Origin of the sequence: Lysobacter sp. Root604, assembly GCF_001427505.1 — a bacterium.
In the GTDB taxonomy this organism is placed as follows: Bacteria; Pseudomonadota; Gammaproteobacteria; order Xanthomonadales; family Xanthomonadaceae; genus Lysobacter.
Window position 1 is genome coordinate 1,228,290 of record NZ_LMGS01000001.1, and the last position, 20,463, is coordinate 1,248,752.

At 62.4% G+C, this 20,463-nt stretch carries 17 protein-coding genes; 4 read left to right on the plus strand and 13 right to left on the minus strand.

Annotation, left to right across the window (positions count from 1 at the left end; all coding sequences use genetic code 11):
* Nucleotides 1–256: 256 nt before the first annotated feature.
* Nucleotides 257–493 carry a hypothetical protein gene (locus ASD69_RS05740; RefSeq protein WP_056174881.1) on the minus strand — a complete coding sequence of 79 codons (237 nt, stop codon included), beginning with the start codon at nucleotides 491–493 and terminating at the stop codon, nucleotides 257–259.
* A 590-nt stretch (nucleotides 494–1,083) separates the two neighbouring features.
* On the minus strand, nucleotides 1,084–1,563 hold the full coding sequence (locus tag ASD69_RS21775) for a hypothetical protein (RefSeq protein WP_157499046.1): 480 nt from the start codon (nucleotides 1,561–1,563) through the stop codon (nucleotides 1,084–1,086).
* Nucleotides 1,564–1,694: 131 nt separating this feature from the next.
* Between ASD69_RS21775 and ASD69_RS21780 the strand changes: the two genes are divergently transcribed.
* Nucleotides 1,695–1,919: a hypothetical protein gene (locus ASD69_RS21780; protein WP_157499048.1), complete on the plus strand. Its 225-nt coding sequence runs from the start codon at nucleotides 1,695–1,697 to the stop codon at nucleotides 1,917–1,919.
* Between the two features lie 169 nt (nucleotides 1,920–2,088).
* Here the strand turns inward: ASD69_RS21780 and ASD69_RS05745 are convergent, their stop codons facing one another.
* The 9 genes from ASD69_RS05745 to acnB all read right to left on the minus strand — a co-directional run bounded on the left by ASD69_RS05745 (nucleotide 2,089) and on the right by acnB (nucleotide 11,037).
* A complete protein-coding gene (locus tag ASD69_RS05745; RefSeq protein ID WP_056174882.1) occupies nucleotides 2,089–2,433 on the minus strand; it encodes a hypothetical protein in 345 nt (114 codons plus the stop codon).
* Between the two features lie 681 nt (nucleotides 2,434–3,114).
* Nucleotides 3,115–3,447, minus strand: coding sequence for a hypothetical protein (locus ASD69_RS05750; protein WP_056174884.1), 333 nt, complete (start codon nucleotides 3,445–3,447; stop codon nucleotides 3,115–3,117).
* A gap of 59 nt (nucleotides 3,448–3,506) precedes the next feature.
* Nucleotides 3,507–4,052 (minus strand): hypothetical protein, encoded by a 546-nt coding sequence (locus tag ASD69_RS21785; protein WP_157499050.1) that lies wholly within the window; start codon nucleotides 4,050–4,052, stop codon nucleotides 3,507–3,509.
* 76 nt (nucleotides 4,053–4,128) lie between these two features.
* The gene (locus ASD69_RS05760; RefSeq protein ID WP_056174888.1) at nucleotides 4,129–4,449 is read right to left on the minus strand and encodes a hypothetical protein; all 321 of its coding nucleotides are present in this window, start codon (nucleotides 4,447–4,449) and stop codon (nucleotides 4,129–4,131) included.
* Nucleotides 4,450–5,090: 641 nt separating this feature from the next.
* Nucleotides 5,091–5,330, minus strand: a complete 240-nt coding sequence (locus tag ASD69_RS05765) for a hypothetical protein (protein ID WP_056174889.1) — start codon at nucleotides 5,328–5,330, stop codon at nucleotides 5,091–5,093.
* 484 nt (nucleotides 5,331–5,814) lie between these two features.
* The gene (locus ASD69_RS21790; RefSeq protein WP_157499052.1) at nucleotides 5,815–6,111 is read right to left on the minus strand and encodes a hypothetical protein; all 297 of its coding nucleotides are present in this window, start codon (nucleotides 6,109–6,111) and stop codon (nucleotides 5,815–5,817) included.
* A gap of 40 nt (nucleotides 6,112–6,151) precedes the next feature.
* On the minus strand, nucleotides 6,152–6,553 hold the full coding sequence (locus ASD69_RS05770) for a hypothetical protein (protein ID WP_056174892.1): 402 nt from the start codon (nucleotides 6,551–6,553) through the stop codon (nucleotides 6,152–6,154).
* A 34-nt stretch (nucleotides 6,554–6,587) separates the two neighbouring features.
* Nucleotides 6,588–7,304 (minus strand): hypothetical protein, encoded by a 717-nt coding sequence (locus ASD69_RS05775; RefSeq protein ID WP_056174894.1) that lies wholly within the window; start codon nucleotides 7,302–7,304, stop codon nucleotides 6,588–6,590.
* A 1,135-nt stretch (nucleotides 7,305–8,439) separates the two neighbouring features.
* Nucleotides 8,440–11,037 carry a bifunctional aconitate hydratase 2/2-methylisocitrate dehydratase gene (gene acnB / locus ASD69_RS05780; protein ID WP_056174895.1) on the minus strand — a complete coding sequence of 866 codons (2,598 nt, stop codon included), beginning with the start codon at nucleotides 11,035–11,037 and terminating at the stop codon, nucleotides 8,440–8,442.
* A gap of 350 nt (nucleotides 11,038–11,387) precedes the next feature.
* Here acnB and acnA point away from each other — a divergent pair, with 350 nt between their 5' ends.
* Complete coding sequence (gene acnA, locus ASD69_RS05785; RefSeq protein ID WP_056174897.1) at nucleotides 11,388–14,153, plus strand: aconitate hydratase AcnA; 2,766 nt, start codon at nucleotides 11,388–11,390, stop codon at nucleotides 14,151–14,153.
* A 578-nt stretch (nucleotides 14,154–14,731) separates the two neighbouring features.
* Here the strand turns inward: acnA and ASD69_RS05790 are convergent.
* Complete coding sequence (locus ASD69_RS05790; protein ID WP_162250615.1) at nucleotides 14,732–15,202, minus strand: nuclear transport factor 2 family protein; 471 nt, start codon at nucleotides 15,200–15,202, stop codon at nucleotides 14,732–14,734.
* Between the two features lie 186 nt (nucleotides 15,203–15,388).
* On the opposite strand from ASD69_RS05790, the gene ASD69_RS05795 reads away from it, so the two are divergent.
* Together ASD69_RS05795 and ASD69_RS05800 are read left to right on the plus strand one after the other, a co-directional pair.
* On the plus strand, nucleotides 15,389–17,062 hold the full coding sequence (locus ASD69_RS05795) for a long-chain fatty acid--CoA ligase (protein WP_056174901.1): 1,674 nt from the start codon (nucleotides 15,389–15,391) through the stop codon (nucleotides 17,060–17,062).
* A gap of 287 nt (nucleotides 17,063–17,349) precedes the next feature.
* Nucleotides 17,350–18,243 (plus strand): crotonase/enoyl-CoA hydratase family protein, encoded by an 894-nt coding sequence (locus ASD69_RS05800; RefSeq protein WP_082576287.1) that lies wholly within the window; start codon nucleotides 17,350–17,352, stop codon nucleotides 18,241–18,243.
* Between the two features lie 51 nt (nucleotides 18,244–18,294).
* Here ASD69_RS05800 and ASD69_RS05805 read toward each other — a convergent pair whose 3' ends face one another.
* Entirely contained in the window at nucleotides 18,295–20,460 is a 2,166-nt protein-coding gene (locus ASD69_RS05805; RefSeq protein ID WP_056174904.1) for a response regulator, read from the minus strand.
* Nucleotides 20,461–20,463: the final 3 nt, after the last annotated feature.

The following is a 20,463-nucleotide window of genomic DNA, read 5'->3' on the forward strand; positions in this document are numbered from 1 at the left end:
CGGACGGGCCACGTAACGACAATGACAGCTCTGTCCAGTTACGGTCGTCGGGATCCTGGCTATCGCCATCCGAGTCGAAGTCGCAACCGTCGCCCCACAAGTGCTCTGCGACCCGACAGAACTCAGGTCGCGGTCCAATGGCTTCGATTAGAACAACGTGATGGCCGGACATGGCGCCTAACGCCTGAATTAAGCCGAGCCGCGAAGCGGCTTCGGCTTGAATGAATTGTTAGATTTGTCCCACATGGCGCGAGTTCTACTGCTGAGGCCCTTGATGTTGCTGCGCGACATAATTTGTATCCGTGATGTCCGGTCTGTCTCTGCGCGGCATGACGATGACGTCATTGCTAGAAATTTCACGACGCATGAAGTAGTGCATCACAACAACCGGAATGTAGAGGCCAAGCCATAAGAATTGCTTGGTCTCCCAGGCAACAATACCAATGATGAAAATGAGTGGTATGCCGAGAAGTAGCTGTAGGTTTCTTTTCATGAGCTGCGCCCCCCCTGACGCAAATCTAACGCCTGAATTAAGCCGACCCGCGAAGCGGGTTCGACTTGAATGAATTTTTAGATGCCATTTACGTGACCCAGCGCCTTACACCGAGCAGCTCCAGGAGGTGCCTGCCAGTTGTCGAAGCCAGGAACATTTGGCCAGCATACATGCCAGCAGCCGCCACCCGTGTGACGGGCCTGCCCTGAGCTTAGACAACTTACAAGGCAATCATTTGCGGGGCTGCACTCAGCTGCTAGCTCTTTCACCCAGCATTCCTCCGCAGCAGTAGGTACTACCTCTGGCGTTGCGGCGCATTTGCCAGTCAACGCGTTAAGGAAAGACATGTCAGGCGGTGGCGGCGGTTCTGGCAGTGCTGGCTGAGCGACCTGAGCTGGTTGGCGCGCGGGCTCTTCTGGCGCGGGAGCGCACGCCATCAGAAAGAACAAGCTGCCGATCACGATGATCTTCCACATGGCATCTAACAACCAAGTTCAGCCGTGGCTCTGCCGGAGGGCCGAAGGCCCGGAGGCAGAGACGTCGGCTGCAACGCCTGGTTGGGCCCGAGCGCGCCAGGCCAGCGGCAACCTCTATATCGATCCATCGATCCACCTGTATTCGACATCAGAGGAAGTGATCAACCATGAACCCGAGTCACGGTATCCGCTCCATTCGATCTCGTGTACCAACAGTCCTTCATCTGATACTCGAAATTCGTCATACCGCCAGTCGCGGTGACCGCCTCGCACGCCTTGCATGTCAAGGCGATAGCTTGTGACCTCGGGATAATGAAGCTCGATGTATCCGTCGTGATACGCACCCAGCAGGCGCACCGTTAGTGATGTGCGGCGAATCTCTCGGCGCTCGCCGGTTGCTGGCTCATCGATGCGAACCCATTCCAGCCAGGCGTCATGCGGGCAGTGGTGATCGAAGAAATTAAAGTACCACTCCGATTGCGCGAGCGACAGTGCTCCCTTTGGGAAGCGCGCTGCATTTTCGCGAAGATAGGCGGCGTACCGCTCTCCCGCGGCCATCGCATCGGCGTCACGCTGCGCTGCGAGAATGTACATGCGAAGAGCTACTCCTCTTCTGGGCCCAACGCCTGAACTAAGCCGACCCGCGAAGCGGGCCCGGCTTGAATGAATTGCTAGCCCCCAGCTGCGGCAAGCAACCGACTGACTGCCTCGGTAGCTGGAGCTCCATGGGCAAGTATGCCGTGAAGGGTGGACTGATCAATGTCAGCAAACCTACCGACGGGCAGGCCCCACATCACATCGACAGGCTCGTCGGTGAATTGCTGCGTCGGATCCTCGAAGTGCAATACAGCATTGCCATACTCAACGCCGCACACACTGCACTTAAAGCGGCTCCGCTCAGGCATTGTGGCAAGGAACGGACGTCGTTCAGTGCGGCACCATGCAATTAGGTCGCGTTGACGCTCATACGCATCTCCGGAGCTAAGAAGGTGGGCTGCTCCGAGGAGGTCTGCGAATTCGAGTAGGCGGGCGTGAGTTGCGATCATGTTGGTTCTGGGGGCTAACGCCTGAGTTAAGCCGACCCGCGAAGCGGGTTCGGCTTGAACGAATTGTTAGAGCTTATATAAGCCCTGCTTCGACAAGAATGTATGCGAGCACGAGCAATGAAACCACAACCAGTGCGGAGTACAACACATATTTGCTGATTAGCTTGAGGCCATCACCACTGGCCTCGGCCTCATAGAAAACGTCCATGTCTATGCGATTGAGAACCTCATGGTCTGGGTCCTCAAGCAACCGAATTGCATCGTCCACTTGCCCAGGAAATATCACTACGAGCTCTACCCTTTCAGGGTCGCTCCAGGTGCCGGCATTCTTGAGATACGGAGGAATACCGTTGACCTCAAGAAGATTGAACGCTTCCAGAGCTTTGGCCTTATCAGAATACGAAGCAATGGTTGGCATATGTTCTAACTACGATTAGGCCGAGCGCCCGCGCCCAAGGGCGACACAACCCGTGTATGCCCAGAAAAATACAATGACTCCGAGCCAGGCAAACGCTACTCGTAGATACTGAGCCGCAAAATGGACGAATGGAAAGGAATTGCCAGAATGTTTCCCCAGCAGTAGCGGCCACCCTTCGGCCTGCCAGAAGGACAAGTAAGCATCCACGCCAAGCAGCAGCGGGACAATCCAACCTGCCGATAGAAGTGCGACGACAACTGCCAGAACTCTATGTCGGGTCATAGCGGCCTAACACCTGAATTAAGCCGTGCCGCGAAGCGGCGTCGGCTTGAATGAATTGTTAGGCATCTGCCCGAGAGAACTGAGTTGTCCTTCTAGCCATGCCACGAACTCCTGCTCTGAGAGTGGGTTTGGATTGTGGCCCCACTCATTCCAGCGCCGGTCAACCATAGTGGACCAGTCGCTAGCAACCTCAGCAAGCGCAGGGTGACTGCCCCAGAACTTTGCTGCTGTAGCTAGACCACTGATGCGACCGTTGAGCTCTTGTATGGAGCAGGTCCCTGCCAGGTAGCGCCGACCAGCCTCAAGCATTTGGCGGAACTCTCCGATCTCAGTAGCCATTCTAATGCCTAACGCCCGAATTAAGCCGAGCCGCGAAGCGGCTTCGGCTTGAATGAATTGTTAGGGCGCACCGACGGTGAGCCCCGCTAATATGCCAAAGAAGACAACCATATCGAACGGGAGAAGGATGCGGACGCGGTTGGCGTACTTGGCAGCCTGCGGTGAACGCAACTCATGTCGCTTGGCACTGAATGCGATACCGATAGTAGCGAGACTGACGTTAGGGTCCGCAAGGCGGGGAATGCCTGTGTAAAAGAAGCCGAGCGAGCCGCGACGATCAACCCACTCAGGCCGCTCCGCTTTGACCACGGCATAGAACTTAAACACCGCATGCATGTACACGAGCATGGCGATGAAAAAGAGGAATGTGGCAATTGAAAGTGAGGATTGCATGTGCGCCCTAACGCCTGAATTAAGCCGCGCCGCGAAGCGGTGTCGGCTTGAATGAATTGTTAGGTTGCGCCTGCGCCATGCTGGGAAAAGTACTCCACGATCTCGGAGATGTCAGTGCCTGCGCCACCGCGCTGAGAAGCCGAGGCATGTTTGAGTTGGTGAAGAACAGCATGGAATGGAACAACCTTGATGTTGTGGTTGGCAATGAGCGAAAGCTCAAGTGGCTCGCGTACAACAGCGTGGACGAAAACGTACTGCCAAGACAAGCCGGGCCAAGCGCGCTCCCTTGCAGCGACCTTACCTCGCGACGTGAATTTTTTTTCGACCCAGGCAGCGACGCTGCGTTGGAGGATTGCTTCGGGTCTGGCCTTTGCGCTAGTCCCGGACTTGGCAAAGCCGGCCAAATGCTCTTTTGCGATTGGCGTGATGTAGCCAACGGGCCTGAAGCTGGCCTGCACCTCTACATGACATGCCTCCAAGCCGTCGGGACAGGGGCGAACACCCAACAGGTCTATCTCAGAAACGCCATCCTTGAGGCCACGTACAGTGAAATAGCCTTGGCGGTTGAGCCATTCATCGACGAGAGTTTCAGCTAAGAACGCCATTGGGTGCGCAACCTAACGCCTGAATTAAGCCGAGCCGCGAAGCGGCTTCGGCTTGAATGAATTGTTAGGCCGCGCTCTAAGCATAAAAGCGGCGCTCGCCAATGACTGCATCGATTTCCTGAAGTGCCTGCTGTGCGACGCTGGCTGGGATCTGCAGGGCCCAAGAGTCGATGCTTGGCACTGCCTGCGCGCCGAATTGCTGGAGCAGCGGGAGAACGCGTTTAGGCTCCCACGTAAGCAAGTCCGTCGTGTCTGGGAATGAAAGAAAGACAAAGATCTGCGAGTTGTCTTTTGAAGTACGAACCAAGCCTTTAACGCCACGACTAAAGATGTAGTTGTACGCGGTCCCTCCCACGGGCTGCTTGCTCTCAGACTCAATGTATGGAGTGGCGGGCATGGACTGTCCTAGCGGCCTAACGCCTGAATTAAGCCGCGCCGCGAAGCGGCATCGGCTTGAATGAATTGTTAGGTGCCGCCCCTCGATGATTGGCCGCCCTAAGTAGAGGTTCTAGCTTAACGCTGGCCGGAAGCAAGTAGCTCCCGTAGTACCAGCCAGAGCGGACCGAGCTCCACTGGGTGAGCATATGCCCGCCGGAACGAAGGGTGCAGAGTTGCCCACCGACAGTGCCGCGAGTTGTGGCAAAGCTCACGTACATGCACCGTTGCACTAGGGGATGCTCGGGACGAAAGGGTTGAACCGATGCAAAAGCCCGCGTCCACTCGGCAATGGTGGCCGGATCCGTGAGGCGTTGACCCGCTTGAATCAAAGACGCCTCGCGCGCAGGTTCCAAGACGACCTCGGAGATGCTAGTAGCCGATAGATTCTGAATTGTGTCGCGCGCTACCCGAGCACTCGGACTAATAAAACGGTAGCTACAGAGGCTTAAAGAAATAAGCACGACACCAATGAACGCACCCAATCGCAGTTTTTTTGTTGTTGTCTCGACTGACAGCATGACTGTAGCGGCACCTAACGCCTGAATTAAGCCGAGCCGCGAAGCGGCTTCGGCTTGAATGAATAGTTAGCCGGCAGTGCTCTCACGGATCGATATCTGTCGGAAACTGGATAAACGAATCATACAAATCGTTCGTGAGCTTGCTCTTGGATGAGTCAAAATTACGGCCGTTCCAGGCACTATTGAGATGCCAATAGATATGCTGCATGTCCACAAGGTAACTGCCGTCATCGTAGTCGGGATCCGACTGCATCTCAGCCATCAACTGCTCGATGGCCTGCTTTGCCTCGGCCAGGTTGAATAGTGCGTAGTCCTTGAACATGGGCTCTTGATCTTCTGACGGCTAACGCCTGAATTAAGCCGAGCCGCGAAGCGGCTTCGGCTTGAATGAATTGTTAGACCTGCACGCGCTAACCCTCATGCACGGCCCCACCAAAGAACGTTGCCAAACTGTCGGCCAGTGCTCGCGAGGAAGGGGTGCCATCTGCAATATGCACTGCACCGTTTGCAAATGCGACCGGGACAGTCTCACCAGCATCGTGACCAAGCCACCAATAGGACTCGCCTTGGGGAAGAGTAATGGGTTGGCCGTCAGGGCTGAGGCCATGCAACTGGCCGGTGGGTTCGAAATCGGAGCGCGAGGCAACAAAAGACTGCCACTCACCGAGAGAAATCGGTGACTTACGCGTTACCCAGAGATCCAAGCAGCTTTCCATGCAGGTCTAACGCCTGAATTAAGCCGACCCGCAAAGCGGGTTCGGTTTGAATGAATTGTTAGGCGGCGCGCCATGCATCAGCCGCACTGCCTATGCAACTTTTGCGCGCGAATCGAGCGCGAGTTGATCGCAGAGCTCACCCCATTCTGCCTTGAACAACGCGGCATGTGGACTCTCGGCCCTGGCGCGAAGGGCTGCCCTACAAAAGGCGCGAAACATCTCTGGCGGTGAATCCACAAGACTAATGAACATCATCCCCTCATGGTCATAGGGCTTGTAGATGGCTGCGACGATCTCTGACTCTGATGCCAGAAACCTTTCTCGAGTCGCCTCGATAATATGATCAAAGGCAGCGCTACTCATCGATGTACCGCGACCATCGGACACCAAGACTGCTCCAGCCATCATCAGCCGCCTAACGCCTGAGTTAAGCCGAGCCGCGAAGCGGCTTCGGCTTGAATGAATTTTTAGGCGCCTGCTGGGGACCGCCGCCGAGGATAGAAGCCGGGACGCGCGACGCGTCAAACTCAACGAACGCCCCGCAGGTGTTGAGGTGGTGAACAACCTGTGTGAGGTAGCTTGTTGCGAGCAAGTAGTACGGGCGATTGCTCTCGGTGGGTGGAAAGTCGCGCATATGCTCTGAGGCGCGGGCCACAAATGCGGCAACAATCTCGTAGTTGGCACTGAGCAGGGCGCCAGTAATGTTGTTGATGTAGCAGATAAGAGGATATATGCCGCTATTACGGCTGAACCCCTTGTCAGGAACATAGTCGAAGCTGTTGAGACAGTTACGGAACTGTTCCAATGCAGCTGTGCTTTCGTCTTTCATGAGTGGAATACCGTATTGGCGCCTAACGCCTGAATTAAGCCGACCCGCGAAGCGGCTTCGGCTTGAATGAATTGTTAGGCAGCAAGCTGCGATCCCCGCCGGCAACAATCTCGTGCATTAGCTCGCAGAACTCATTCAATAACTTCGTGATCGATTCGCGGTTGTTGGTTAGCCTCTTGACCCAAGTTTTTCGCGCGACGCTGTAGAGCTGCCGGTGTAGAGCGCGCCACTCGTTCCTTTCTGGGGCGTGGATGGCGAGAAAAGAGAATGTCGAGAGTTCTTTCATTTCCTCATCTCGGAATGCTCGGGCGTGCACATGTTTGCCGCGCACCAGAACGACGGAGGATAGCGCGACACGTATCCGCTCCAACAAGCCATCCAGTGGGCTAGCGTTGACGCCTTCTAGCCCAATCCGTTTCTTGCGAAGTCTAAGTACGCTCTTTGCGTAACTTTCGAACCGCTCGTTGAGTATGTACACCTCTTGGAAATAGAAGGTGATGTGGTACATCAGGTAGTCATCAGCTTTTAGTCCCTTACGGCGAGGCATTGGCGCTTTAATGAATGCCAAACACAGATCCAGCCGATCAACACAATCTGTGAGTTCAGTGAAGTGTTGGAACACGATATCCATCAGCTCGCACTCATCCGCCGGCATGGATTCGTTTCCTTTCAACATCTCTGGCGTGAACCTGGGCGCAACCCAATCCACGAGTAGAGCTTGGTACTTCTCAAGTGCCGACTTCTCTTCCATGCTGCCTAACGCCTGAATTAAGCCGACCCGCGAAGCGGGTTCGGCTTGAATGAATTGTTAGGCCTCACTTGCCGTGGCTAACACGTAAGATTTGGCCGTCCGACCTGGAAATGACGGCTGTCGCAGTGCCGCCTACCCAGCCTTTGGGGAGTGAGCCTGTCACAGTCCATTTCCCATCAGCAAGTGTTGCCCGATAGGGTCGCTCCGACTCGATCTGCTTCTCGCCGTAGATTGGCACCCAGACAGCCACCGCAATGGAAATTGCGGTTCTAGCGTCTGGAACCAATCCTTGCGGCGGGCGAACGTTGTGCTGTTGAGCGGGCAGTGGCAGAACTAGAAACACAAGCCCAAAGGCAATCAGAGTTCGAGCGAATGGCATAAACACCTCGTGAGGCGCCCGAGTTGAGCCGAACGGCTAAGCGGGTCAGCTTGAATGAATTGTTAGAACCTGTGCTCCAAGAGCTGATTCGCTGCGCCCGCCGCTATGGCCGCTGCAGCATGAACACGAAGTAGCTCAGGCTCGAATGAATTGTCAGGCGGCGCTACGACGTGCCGGCTAACCATGATGCGAACCACCAACAGAGCGCAAGGACTACCAAGCCTACGCCTAGAGCCATCAGCACACGCTTGATGGAAAACGGACGACGCAAGATGACGGCGCCCGGCTTGGGCGGGAACAACCAGCCGGGGAGCCACTCAGCAAGTATTGAAACAATTACACAGAGCGGCGGCCCAATAACAACGAACAAGATCCAACCAAGTAGGGAGTTCGGAACAAGTGGCCAGAACTGCAGCGCCAGTAAAGCCGCGATAGCGAGCCAAAACGCTGCGACAATCAGTAATCCGCGCCGCATGATTCCTCCAAGTCGCCGTTGCCCCTGCTGCTCGGCCTAGCGCCTGAATTCGGCCGCACCGCGAAGCGGCATCGACTTTAGTGTTGGCATGCAGCAACTTGCGACGCTAGAAGATGTCGCGACCGTAAGCAATCTGAATCATTCCGCCAAAGCCCGATTTGTTCAGCGCGGGCTGATAATTTCCATAGTCGCTCCACATAATTACGTCTAAACAGACACAAAAAAACCCGGCCGAAGCCGGGTTTTCCGCGAGCGCCTAGCGCCCGAAACTTGCGATCCGATCAAGCCGCGACAGTATCCGCCACCGTCTTGTAATCCTCGATCTGATCGAAGTTCATGTAGCGGTAGATCTGGTCGCCGCTGGCCTTGAGCACGCCGACGTCCGCCATGTACTCCTCGCGGGTCGGGATGCGGCCCAGGCGCGAGCAGATGGCGGCCAGTTCGGCCGAGCCCAGATAGACGTTGGTGTTGCGGCCCAGGCGGTTGGGGAAGTTGCGCGTGCTGGTCGAGAACACGGTCGCGCCCTCGCGAGCCTGGGCCTGGTTGCCCATGCACAGCGAGCAGCCGGGCATTTCCATGCGCGCGCCGGCGGTGCCGAAGGTGCCGTAGTGGCCTTCCTTGGTCAGTTCGGAGGCGTCCATCTTGGTCGGCGGCGCGACCCACAGACGGGTCGGGATGTCGCGCTTGCCTTCCAGCAGCTTGGCGGCGGCGCGGAAGTGGCCGATGTTGGTCATGCACGAGCCGATGAAGACCTCGTCGATGGCCGCGCCAGCGACGTCGGACAGGGTCTTCACGTCGTCCGGATCGTTCGGGCAGGCCACGATGGGTTCGACGATCTGGTTGAGGTCGATGTCGATCACCGCGGCGTACTCGGCGTCGGCATCGCCTTCCAGCAGCTGCGGGTTGGCCAGCCAGCCTTCCATCGCCTTGATCCGGCGCTGCAGCGAGCGCGGGTCGGCGTAGCCTTCGGCGATCATCCACTTCAGCAGAGTGATGTTGCTGGTCAGGTACTCGATGATCGGTTCGGCATCCAGCTTCACCGTGCAGCCGGCGGCGGAGCGCTCGGCCGAGGCGTCGGACAGTTCGAAGGCCTGTTCGACCTTGAGCTGCGGCAGGCCTTCGATCTCGAGGATGCGGCCGGAGAAGATGTTCTTCTTGCCCTGCTTGGCCACGGTCAGCAGGCCCTGCTGGATCGCGGCCAGCGGGATCGCGTTGACCAGGTCGCGCAGGGTCACGCCGGGCTGCATCTCGCCCTTGAAGCGCACCAGCACCGACTCGGGCATATCCAGCGGCATCACGCCGGTGGCCGCGGCGAACGCGACCAGGCCGGAGCCGGCCGGGAACGAGATGCCGACCGGGAACCGGGTGTGGGAGTCGCCGCCGGTGCCGACGGTGTCGGGCATCAGCATGCGGTTGAGCCAGGAGTGGATCACGCCGTCGCCCGGGCGCAGGGCGATGCCGCCGCGGTTGCTGATGAAGGCCGGCAGGTCGTGGTGGGTCTTGACGTCGACCGGCTTCGGGTACGCGGCGGTGTGGCAGAACGACTGCATCACCAGGTCGGCCGAGAAGCCCAGGCAGGCCAGGTCCTTGAGCTCGTCGCGGGTCATCGGGCCGGTGGTGTCCTGCGAGCCCACCGAGGTCATCTTGGGTTCGCAGTAGGTGCCCGGACGGATGCCCGGCTGGACGCCGTCGACTTCCGGCAGGCCGCAGGCGCGGCCGACCATCTTCTGCGCCAGCGAATAGCCCTTGCCGGTGTCGGCCGGGTTCTGCGGCAGGCGGAACAGGGTCGAGGTCGGCAGGCCCAGGGCCTCGCGCGCCTTGGCGGTCAGGCCGCGGCCGACGATCAGCGGGATGCGGCCGCCGGCGCGGACTTCGTCCAGCAGCACGTCGGACTTGAGCGCGAACTCGGCGATCACCACGCCGTCCTTGATCGCCTTGCCGTCGTAGGGACGCAGCTCGACCACGTCGCCCATGTTCATCTGCGACACGTCGAGTTCGATCGGCAGCGCGCCGGCGTCTTCCATGGTGTTGTAGAAGATCGGCGCGATCTTCGAACCCAGGCACACGCCGCCGAAGCGCTTGTTCGGGATGTAGGGGATGTCTTCGCCGGTGAACCACAGCACCGAGTTGGTCGCCGACTTGCGGCTGGAGCCGGTGCCGACCACGTCGCCGACGTAAGCGACCAGGTGGCCTTGGTCCTTCAGCGATTCGATGAAGGCGATCGGGCCGCGCTTGCCGTCTTCCTCCGGCTCGATGCCGTCGCGCTTGTTCTTCAGCATCGCCAGCGCGTGCAGCGGGATGTCCGGGCGCGTGGTCGCGTCGGGCGCCGGCGACAGGTCGTCGGTGTTGGTCTCGCCGGTCACCTTGAACACGGTGATGGTCAGGCTTTCCGGCACTTCCGGCTTGCTGGTGAACCATTCGGCGTCGGCCCAGCTCTGCAGCACGGCGCGGGCGTTGGCGTTGCCCTGCTCGGCCTTTTCCTGGACGTCGTGGAAGGCGTCGAACATCAGCAGGGTGTGCTTGAGCGCGTTCGCGGCCACGCCGCCGACCTGGGCGTCGTCGAGCAACTCGATCAGCGGATGGATGTTGTAGCCGCCCAGCATGGTGCCCAGCAGCTCGGTGGCGCGCTCGCGGCTGATCAGCGGGTTGGTTTCGGTGCCGAACGCGACCGCGGCCAGATAGGAGGCTTTGACCTTGGCGGCGTCGTCGACGCCGGCCGGGACGCGGTGGGTGATCAGGTCGAGCAGGAACTCGCCCTCGCCCGCCGGCGGGTTCTTCAGCAGTTCGATGACCTCGGCGGTCTGCTGAGCGGTCAGCGGCAGCGGCGGAATGCCCAGCGCGGCGCGCTCGGCAACGTGTTGGCGGTAGCTGGAGAGCATGGAGAGTCCCGTAGATGGAGCTGGTATGCACCGCGCCGGCGCCGCATCGGCCACCGGAATGGGATGCGTCGCGGGCTGGCGGGGTTCGGAGCTTGCCCTTTCGGAGCGGGTCTGAAGCGGGCGGCCCCTCGACCGCGTATTTTGCCTGGAAAGGCGTTTCGCGGCAACGCGCCCGGGGCCTGACAGCCATATCCGGCAAGGCTTTGCGTGGTTTTTACGGAACGCTGTGGCGCGCTTGCGACCATTGTCTGCACGCTACCTGAATCCGATAAGGTGATAATCGCGACGAACGCACGCCACCTTGCCCGCACACGCGGGCACGCCAGCCGCACATCAGGAGCATCACCCCCATGCCCGACTCCTATTCGACCCGCCGCCAGCTTTCCGTCAACGGCCGCGACTACACCTATTTCAGCCTGCCGGCCCTGGGCGAGCGCTACGACATCGCCCGCCTGCCCTACTCCATGAAGATCCTGCTGGAGAACCTGCTGCGCCACGAGGACGGCGGCATGACCGTGGGCCCGGAGCACATCGAGGCGGTCGCGCAATGGGACGCGACCCGCGAGCCGGACACCGAGATCGCCTTCATGCCCGCGCGGGTGGTCTTGCAGGACTTCACCGGCGTGCCCTGCGTGGTCGATCTGGCCGCGATGCGCGACGCGGTCGGCCGCCTGGGCGGCAAGCCCTCGCAGATCAACCCGCTGATCCCGTCCGAGCTGGTCATCGACCACTCGGTCCAGGTCGACGTCTACGGCAGTCCCGAGGCCCTGGACCTCAACGGCAAGATCGAGTTCCAGCGCAACCAGGAGCGCTACAGCTTCCTGCGCTGGGGCCAGAAATCCTTCGAGAACTTCAAGGTGGTGCCGCCCAATACCGGCATCGTCCACCAGGTCAACCTGGAGAACCTGGCCCGCGTGGTCATGGGCCGCGAAGTCAACGGCGAGCTGCAGGCCTTCCCGGACACGGTGTTCGGCACCGACAGCCACACCACCATGATCAACGGCATCGGCGTGCTGGGCTGGGGCGTGGGCGGCATCGAGGCCGAGGCGGCGATGCTGGGCCAGCCTTCGTCGATGCTGATTCCGCAGGTGGTCGGCTTCAAGCTGACCGGCAAGCTGCCCGAGGGCGCCACCGCCACCGACCTGGTGCTGACCGTGACCCAGATGCTGCGCAAGCACGGGGTGGTCGGCAAGTTCGTCGAGTTCTACGGCGACGGCCTGCAGCACCTGCCGCTGGCCGACCGCGCCACCATCGCCAACATGGCGCCCGAGTACGGCGCGACCTGCGGCATCTTCCCGATCGACGCCGAGGCCCTGACCTACCTGCGCCTGTCCGGCCGCTCGGAGGAACAGATCGCCCTGGTCGAGGCCTACGCCAAGGCCCAGGGCCTGTGGCACGAGCCCGGCCAGGCCCACGCCACCTATTCGGCCACGCTGGAACTGGACCTGGGCGACGTCAAACCCTCGCTGGCCGGCCCCAAGCGCCCGCAGGACCGCGTGTTGCTGGAAAACGTGCACAGCAACTTCCAGGACAACCTCGGCCCGCTGGTCGCCAACCGCAAGCCCAAGGTCGGTTGCGCGATCGACGAGCTCAAGGCCGAGGGCGGCGCGCAGCCGCAGGCCGAGCACCTGGCCGCCAAGCCGGTGTCCAGGATCCGCATCAAGGACCAGGACGCCGAGCTCTGCGACGGCTCGGTGGTGATCGCCGCGATCACCTCCTGCACCAACACCTCCAACCCGGCGGTGATGCTGGGCGCCGGCCTGCTCGCGCGCAACGCCGCGCGCCTGGGCCTGAAATCCAAGCCCTGGGTCAAGACCTCGCTGGGGCCGGGCTCGCTGGTGGTTACCGATTACCTGAAGAAGGCCGGTGTGCTCGACGATCTGGAGAAGCTGGGCTTCTACGTGGTCGGCTACGGCTGCACCACCTGCATCGGCAACTCCGGCCCGCTGCCGGACGAAGTCTCCAAGGGCATCGCCGAGAACGAGCTGGTGGTGGCCTCGGTGCTGTCGGGCAACCGCAACTTCGAAGGCCGCGTGCATCCGGAAGTGAAGGCCAACTACCTGGCCTCGCCGCCGCTGGTGGTGGCCTACGCGATCGCGGGCACGGTCAATATCGACCTCACCCAGGAACCGATCGGCAAGGGCAGCGACGGCCAGGACGTCTACCTGCGCGACATCTGGCCCAGCAATAAGGAAATCGGCGACACCATCGCCGCCACCGTCGGCCCGGAGCTGTTCGCGCAGAACTACGCCGACGTGTTCAAGGGCGACTCGCGCTGGAACCAGATCGCTTCGCCCGACGGCGAGTCCTTCCAGTGGGATGAGGCCTCCACCTACATCAAGAACCCGCCCTACTTCGACGGCATGACCATGCAGGTCGGCCATATCGCCGACGTGACCGGCGCGCGCGTGATGGGCCTGTTCGGCGACTCGATCACCACCGACCACATCTCGCCGGCCGGCAACATCAAGAAGGATTCGCCCGCCGGCCGCTTCCTGCAGGAACGCGGCGTGCAGCCGGTCGACTTCAACAGCTACGGCTCGCGCCGCGGCAACGACGACGTGATGGTGCGCGGCACCTTCGCCAACATCCGCATCAAGAACCTGATGTTCGGCGGAGAGGAAGGCGGCAACACCCTTTATTTCGGCAAGGACGGCGGCGCCGGCGAGAAGCTGGCGATCTACGACGCGGCCATGAAGTACAAGGCCGACGGCGTGCCGCTGGTGGTGTTCGCGGGCAAGGAATACGGCACCGGCTCCTCGCGCGACTGGGCCGCCAAGGGCACCAACCTGCTGGGCGTCAAAGCGGTGATCGCCGAGAGCTTCGAGCGCATCCACCGCTCCAATCTGGTCGGCATGGGCGTGCTGCCGCTGCAGTTCAAGGACGGCGAGAACGCCCAGACCCATGGCCTGGACGGTTCGGAAGTGATCGACGTGACCGGCCTGCAGGACGGCGCCGCCAAGACCGCCACCCTGACCGCGACCAAGGCCGACGGCAGCCGCGTCCAGTTCGAGGTCAAGGTGCTGCTGCTGACGCCTAAGGAAGTCGAGTACTTCCGGCACGGCGGCATCCTGCATTACGTGCTGCGGCAGTTGGCGGCGCGCAAGGCGGCGTAAGCGGCTTTGTGTAGGGCCGGAAGCCCCGCCCGCCGCGGCGCGGCGGGCGTTCGCAAGGGCCGCGCGGCCATGCCGCGCAAGCTGGCCCTTGCTCACCCAGCACGGCGGCATCCTGCATTACGTGCTGCGGCAGTTGGCGGCACGTAAGGCGGCGTAAGCGGTCTTAAGCCCTGCTCGGCTCGTAGCCCCTCTCCCGCCTGCGGGAGAGGGGTTGGGGTGAGGGCCGCCGYAGGYGCGAAACTCCAACCTCATCCGYTGCCCTCATCCGCCCTTCGGGCACCTTCTCCCGCWAGCGGGAGAAGGGAAACGAAMCYCGTACATCCGCGCGCATTMGCCCCTCTCCCGCCTGCGGGGTGAGGGGCGGCGTTTGCGAGCCATGGCTCGCGCTGCACCGAACGCCCGGCCGCTGTGCGGTCGGGCCGGGATGCGGGTTGGGGTGAGGGCCGCCGCAGGYGCGAAACTCCAACCTCATCCGYTGCCCTCATCCGCCCTTCGGGCACCTTCTCCCGCAAGCGGGAGAAGGGAAAGCGGTAGGGCCCTAGTAAGGGAAAGCGGTCATCCGCCCTCCTCTCCCAGCCCTACAACTTCGGCTTCCACTCCGCGCTGCTCATCCGCCATTCGCCGTCGCTTTCGCGCCAGCCGGTCTGCACCTCGTAGACCTGCGCGGCCTCCGGCAGCACCCGCCCCGCGCCACCCGTCAGCGCCGCGCTGAAGCGCACCGTGGCGCGGTCGCCCTGGATCTCGATCTGCGCCGGCCCCAGCGCCACGCCCACGTCGCGGTAACGCCGGAAGCTGAGCATCGCCAATGCGCGGGCGCCGTTGCGGTCCATGCCGTCCGGGCCGACGAAATCATCGGCCAGGCTGGCGTGCAGGGCCTCCAGATCGCGCTGCTCCAAGGCCGTCTGCAACTCGCCCAGGGTTTCGCGCAGACGCTGCTCGGGCGGCGTGCGCGCGCAGGCGACCAGCAAGGCCAGCAGCGCCAATGCGCACAGGCCGAGGGCGATGCGACGCCAATGCGGCGTCCCGAAACTCGTCGTTGGGGGGCTCATAGACCTGACCGTCCGTTCGTTTTTTCGGTCGCCATCGTGACACGTCGCGGCGGTGTTTCGCGCTCTCGCACTGGCTCTCCTTGCCAGCCAATAGAGCCTATGCTCCAATCCAGTGAGGACCGTACGGCAGCGCATTCGCTTGCGCCGCCAGCGAACGGAAACAGCGGCGATAGAGAGGGGATCGCGATGAGTTTTGAACGTCCGTGGCTTGCCCAGTACCCGGCGGAAGTGCCGCCGCAAATCGACGTGGACGAGTTCCCGTCCATCGTTTCGGTGCTGGAAACCGCGATTGAGAAGTATCGCGACCGCCCGGCCTTCTCCAACCTCGGCAAGGTCCTGACCTACGCCGAGATCGACCGCCTCAGCGCCCAGTTCGCGGCTTACCTGCTGGGCGAGCTCAAGCTCAAGAAGGGCGATCGCGTCGCGATCATGATGCCCAACTGCCTGCAGTACCCGATCGCGACCTTCGGCGTGCTGCGCGCCGGCCTGACCGTGGTCAACACCAACCCGATGTACACGCCGCGCGAGCTCAAGCACCAGCTCGACGACTCCGGCGCCAGCGTCATCTTCGTGCTCGACAACTTCGGCGACACCGTGCAGAACGTGGTGGCCGGCAGCTCGATCAAGGTCATCACCACCGGCCTGGGCGACATGCTCGGCTTCCCCAAGGGCGCGATCGTCAACTTCATGCTCAAGCACGTGAAGAAGATGGTCCCGGACTACAACATCCCGGGCGCCACCCGCTTCCGCGACGCGCTGACCCTGGGCCAGATGCACAAGCTGCCCGACATCGAGATCACGCCCGACGACATCGCCTTCCTGCAATACACCGGCGGCACCACCGGCGTGGCCAAGGGCGCGATGCTCACCCACCGCAACCTGGTCGCCAACATGCAGCAGGCCGCGGCCTGGGTCGGCACCAACGTCAAGCTGGGCGAGGAAATCATCATCACCGCGTTGCCGCTGTACCACATCTTCGCTTTGACGGCGAACGGTCTGGTCTTCATGAAGTTCGGCGGCCTCAACCACATGATCACCAACCCGCGCGACATGCCTGGGTTCGTCAAAGAACTGAAGAAAACGCCATTCACCGCCATCACCGGCGTCAACACCTTGTTCAACGGCCTGCTCAACACGCCCGGCTTCGACGAGGTCGATTTCTCGCGTCTGCACCTGACCCTGGGCGGCGGCATGGCGGTGCAGCGCGCCGTGGCCGAGCGTTGGAAGCAGGTCACCGGCGTGACCCTGCTGGAAGCCTACGGCCTCACCGAAACCTCGCCCGCGGCCTGCATCAACCCGATGAACCTGGCCGACTACAACGGCGCCATCGGCCTGCCGATCTCCTCCACCGACGCCTGCGTCAAGGACGAGAACGGCAACATGCTGCCGATGGGCGAAGTCGGCGAGCTGTGCATCAAGGGCCCGCAGGTCATGAAGGGCTATTGGAAGCGTCCGGAGGAAACCGCCAACGTCATCGACAACGAAGGCTGGCTGCACACCGGCGACATGGCGCGCATGGACGAACAGGGCTATTTCTACATCGTCGACCGCAAGAAGGACATGATCCTGGTGTCGGGCTTCAACGTGTATCCGAACGAGGTCGAGGACGTGATCGCGATGATGCCCGGCGTGCTGGAAGTGGCCGCGGTCGGCGTGCCCGACGAGAAGTCCGGCGAGGCGGTCAAGGTCGTGATCGTCAAGAAGGACCCGTCGCTGACCGCCGAGCAGGTCAAGGCGCACGCGCGCGAAAATCTCACCGGCTACAAGCATCCCAAGTACGTCGAGTTCCGTACCGAGCTGCCCAAGACCAACGTCGGCAAGATCCTGCGCCGCGAGCTGCGAGACGCGCCGGCGGCCTGAACGCCGCCGATCCGGCAGCTAACGGCACCGTCCGTCCGATAAGCCGCTTAAACGCGCCCGCAAGGCCCCGAGCCTTGCGGGCGCTTCGTTTTGGGCGCTTAGAATCGCCCGTGCCGGGCATCGGTTTGCCAAACGGGTCACGCCCGCTGAGGCATGCTGAATCGGCCACACGCCCGTTCCGGATGCGGGGTCGGCCAATTTCTGGAGCTTCGAGTCTGAACGGCAGGTGTAGCATGAATTTGCCGGGCTAACGCCCGCCATTCCCTACTACGACTAGGAGCCTCGCCATGTCTGCTGTCCCCGCACGTTTGCACCTCGAAGATTCCTCGCTGTTCCGCCGCGTCACCGATGCCGCCGGCACCGCCGATTGGTGCTACATGCACGCCAATCCCTCCCAGGTCTACCACCCCTGCTTCTCCGAGCGCCTGCTGTGGGATATGAAGCGCACCCAGGAATGCATCCGTCGCGAGCTTGCCGCGTCCGACGATGCGCGCGCCGGCATCCATCATCTCGTGCTCGCCTCCGACGACGCCCAGGCCTTCAACCTCGGCGGCGATCTGGCCCTGTTCTCGCAGCTGATCCGCAACGGCAACCGCGGCCGCCTGCTCGAGTACGCCAAGCTCTGCATCGAGGTCGCGTTCAACCTCTATCAGCTCTACGAAGACCGCGTGCACAGCATCGCCGTGATCCAGGGCGACGCGCTCGGCGGCGGTTTCGAGGCCGCGCTGTGCTGCCACACCATCATCGCCGAGGAAGGCACCGGCATGGGCTTCCCGGAAGTGCTGTTCGACCTGTTCCCGGGCATGGGCGCCTACACCTTCCTCACCCGCCGCGTCACCCCGGTCCAGGCCGAGCGCATGATGCTGGACGCGCGCGTGTACCCGGTCGAGGAACTGCAGCGCATGGGCGTGGTCGACCTGGTCGTGCCGCGCGGCGAAGGCCTGCGCGCGGCAGCCGACATGGTCAAGCGCAACCAGCGCATCGGCAACGCGCTGCGCGCGATGAACACGGTCCGCCAGGCCTGCAATCCGGTCACCCTGGACGAACTGCTGTCGGTCACCACCGAATGGGTCGATGCGGCGATGCGCCTGAACGACCGCGGGCTGAAGACCATGGAACGCCTGGTGCGCGCTCAGCAGCGCCGCGCGGAATCGAACGCTCCGGCGCTTGCATTCGCATGAGGACTTCGCAGGGGGAGCCTGCCACGCGTCTTGCGTGGCAGGACGAAGGGCCTAGGAGACGTCGGGGACGTCCTTGCCGCGCCCGTTGCGGCTGAGGCGGGCGACCTCATGACGGCTGGCGTCGGTCACCGCCGTTAGCTGCGAGGCCAGGTCCGAAACCAGCTTGGATTGCTCGCGCGCCAGGACCTCGTCGCTCGCGCGCATGATCTGCGAGCAGCGCTCGGCGATCGAGTGCGCGCCCAGGTTCTCGGCCACGCCCTTGTAGGCGTGCGCGACCTCGCGAAACTCCTCCCAGTTGCGCGCCGCACCGACTTTGGCCAGCTCCTGCTGGCAGCCGCCGGCGTCCTTCAGGCACTGCTCGACGAAATCGCGCAGGAACTGCTCGCCCAGGCCCATTTCCGCCAGTTCCGCCAGCACCGCCGGATTGGTCAGCGGACGGCTGACGTCGCTGATCGCGCGCACCGCCGGCAGCTTCTGCGAATCGACCACGTCGGCGATGGTCTCGAGCAGGCGCCCGACCACGATGGGCTTGGTCAAAAAGGCCATCGCGCCGGCTTCGTTGGCCGCTTCCGAGGCCTGCAGGGTGGCGTCGGCGCTGAGGATGATGGTGGGCGTGTTGCGGCCGGTGCCGGCCTGCATGAAACGCAGCTGGCGGATCACGTCCAGGCCGCTGAGGCCGGGCATGTGCATGTCCAGCACGGCCAGTTCGAACTGCGCGACCTCGAGCTGGTCCAAGGCCTGCTCGCCGTCGTTGACCGCGGTCACGCGGTGGCCGGCGCGCTCGAGGATGCGCGTGAGCACGGTGCGGTTGGCCTGCTGATCGTCGGCGATCAGCACGCGCAGATTGCGCACCCGGGTCTTGTGGCGGATGAAGGGATCCTCGAACGAGATCACCTTGCCGCCGTCGCTGCTGACGGTGTCGTGCTGCTGGGTCGGCTGGGTCTCCTCCAGCAGCATCGGCAGCTCGATCCAGAAATGGCTGCCGCCGCCGGGGTTCTCTTCCAGCCCGATTTCGCCGCCCAGCAGCTGGGTCAGGGTGCGCGCGATGGTGGTGCCCAAACCGGTGCCGCCGAAGCGCCGGGTCGGGCCGGTGTCGACCTGCTCGAAGGCCTGGAAGATGCGCTCGGCGTCCTGGCTGGGCACGCCGATGCCGGTGTCGCGGACCGAGAAACGCAGCCATACGCGGCGTTCGGAATCGCCGCTCTCGGCGCGGTCGCCGGCCAGGCGCGCGACCAGCGACACCCCGCCCTTCTCGGTGAACTTGACCGCGTTGTGCATCAGGTTCAACAGCACCTGGGTCAGCAACGCGCTGTCGCCGTTGAGGCGCACCGGCACGTCGTCCTCGATGTCGACCTTGAAGGTTAGGCCCTTGGCCGAGGCCAGCGGCTGCAGCATCTTCTGCAGACGCTTGAGCACTTCCTGCAGGTTGAAGTCGACGTCGCGGCGCTGCAGCTTGCCGGCCTCGATCGCCGAGATGTCGAGCACGTCGTTGACCAGCAACAGCAGCGACTGCGCCGAGGTGTGGATGACCTCGGCGTACTCGCGCTGCTCCGGCGCCAGACGGGTGCCGTGCATGAGTTCGGCCATGCCGATGATGCCGTTCAAGGGCGTGCGCAGCTCGTGGCTCATATTGGCCAGGAAACGGCTCTTGGCCTCGTTGGCGCGGCGCGCGTCCTCGGTGGCCTTCTGCAGGCTGCGCAGCAGCGAGGACAGGTAGGCGGGGATCGCGACCAGGCCCAGCCACAGGCCCGCGGCCAGATAAGGCTGCACGCGCCAATAGGGATTACCCAGGATCACCGCCATGAACGACACCGCCGCCAGGCCCGCGGCGGTGTACAGATAGGTGGTGCCGTAACGCAGACCGTTGCCGATCGTCACCCACAGCACGATCACGTACAGCGGCGCCAGCGAGGGCGCGTCCAGCGACATCAGCATCGCCAGGGTCGAATAGTCGGCGATCATGCCGATCCAGCGCCGGGTATGCGACACGCCCGGCGAGGCCACGATCCCGGCCAGCAGGGCCAGGCCGATCACCGACTCGCCCAGCATGACCCACAGCATGACCATGGTGGCCTGACTGTCGTGCTCGAACGCCTGCAGGCCCAGCAGGTAGGCCACGATCAGGCAGGCGATCACCAATCGCACCAACGCCTGCCCGTGCTCGCTGTCCGGGCGATTCGAAAGGCGCTCCTTCAACAAGCGCAGGGCGGAAGCCATCGG

What these genes read in the sequence shown, in the direction of transcription:
- ASD69_RS05760 (WP_056174888.1), bottom strand. Translation starts at nt 4,449, where the DNA reads ATGCCCGCCACTCCATACATTGAGTCTGAGAGCAAGCAGCCCGTGGGA.
- ASD69_RS05745 (WP_056174882.1), bottom strand. Translation starts at nt 2,433, where the DNA reads ATGCCAACCATTGCTTCGTATTCTGATAAGGCCAAAGCTCTGGAAGCG.
- acnA (WP_056174897.1), top strand. Translation starts at nt 11,388, where the DNA reads ATGCCCGACTCCTATTCGACCCGCCGCCAGCTTTCCGTCAACGGCCGC.
- ASD69_RS05800 (WP_082576287.1), top strand. Translation starts at nt 17,350, where the DNA reads ATGTCTGCTGTCCCCGCACGTTTGCACCTCGAAGATTCCTCGCTGTTC.
- ASD69_RS05750 (WP_056174884.1), bottom strand. Translation starts at nt 3,447, where the DNA reads ATGCAATCCTCACTTTCAATTGCCACATTCCTCTTTTTCATCGCCATG.
- acnB (WP_056174895.1), bottom strand. Translation starts at nt 11,037, where the DNA reads ATGCTCTCCAGCTACCGCCAACACGTTGCCGAGCGCGCCGCGCTGGGC.
- ASD69_RS05770 (WP_056174892.1), bottom strand. Translation starts at nt 6,553, where the DNA reads ATGAAAGACGAAAGCACAGCTGCATTGGAACAGTTCCGTAACTGTCTC.
- ASD69_RS21775 (WP_157499046.1), bottom strand. Translation starts at nt 1,563, where the DNA reads ATGTACATTCTCGCAGCGCAGCGTGACGCCGATGCGATGGCCGCGGGA.
- ASD69_RS05740 (WP_056174881.1), bottom strand. Translation starts at nt 493, where the DNA reads ATGAAAAGAAACCTACAGCTACTTCTCGGCATACCACTCATTTTCATC.
- ASD69_RS21785 (WP_157499050.1), bottom strand. Translation starts at nt 4,052, where the DNA reads ATGGCGTTCTTAGCTGAAACTCTCGTCGATGAATGGCTCAACCGCCAA.
- ASD69_RS05775 (WP_056174894.1), bottom strand. Translation starts at nt 7,304, where the DNA reads ATGGAAGAGAAGTCGGCACTTGAGAAGTACCAAGCTCTACTCGTGGAT.
- ASD69_RS21780 (WP_157499048.1), top strand. Translation starts at nt 1,695, where the DNA reads ATGGGCAAGTATGCCGTGAAGGGTGGACTGATCAATGTCAGCAAACCT.
- ASD69_RS05805 (WP_056174904.1), bottom strand. Translation starts at nt 20,460, where the DNA reads ATGGCTTCCGCCCTGCGCTTGTTGAAGGAGCGCCTTTCGAATCGCCCG.
- ASD69_RS05795 (WP_056174901.1), top strand. Translation starts at nt 15,389, where the DNA reads ATGAGTTTTGAACGTCCGTGGCTTGCCCAGTACCCGGCGGAAGTGCCG.
- ASD69_RS05790 (WP_162250615.1), bottom strand. Translation starts at nt 15,202, where the DNA reads ATGAGCCCCCCAACGACGAGTTTCGGGACGCCGCATTGGCGTCGCATC.
- ASD69_RS05765 (WP_056174889.1), bottom strand. Translation starts at nt 5,330, where the DNA reads ATGTTCAAGGACTACGCACTATTCAACCTGGCCGAGGCAAAGCAGGCC.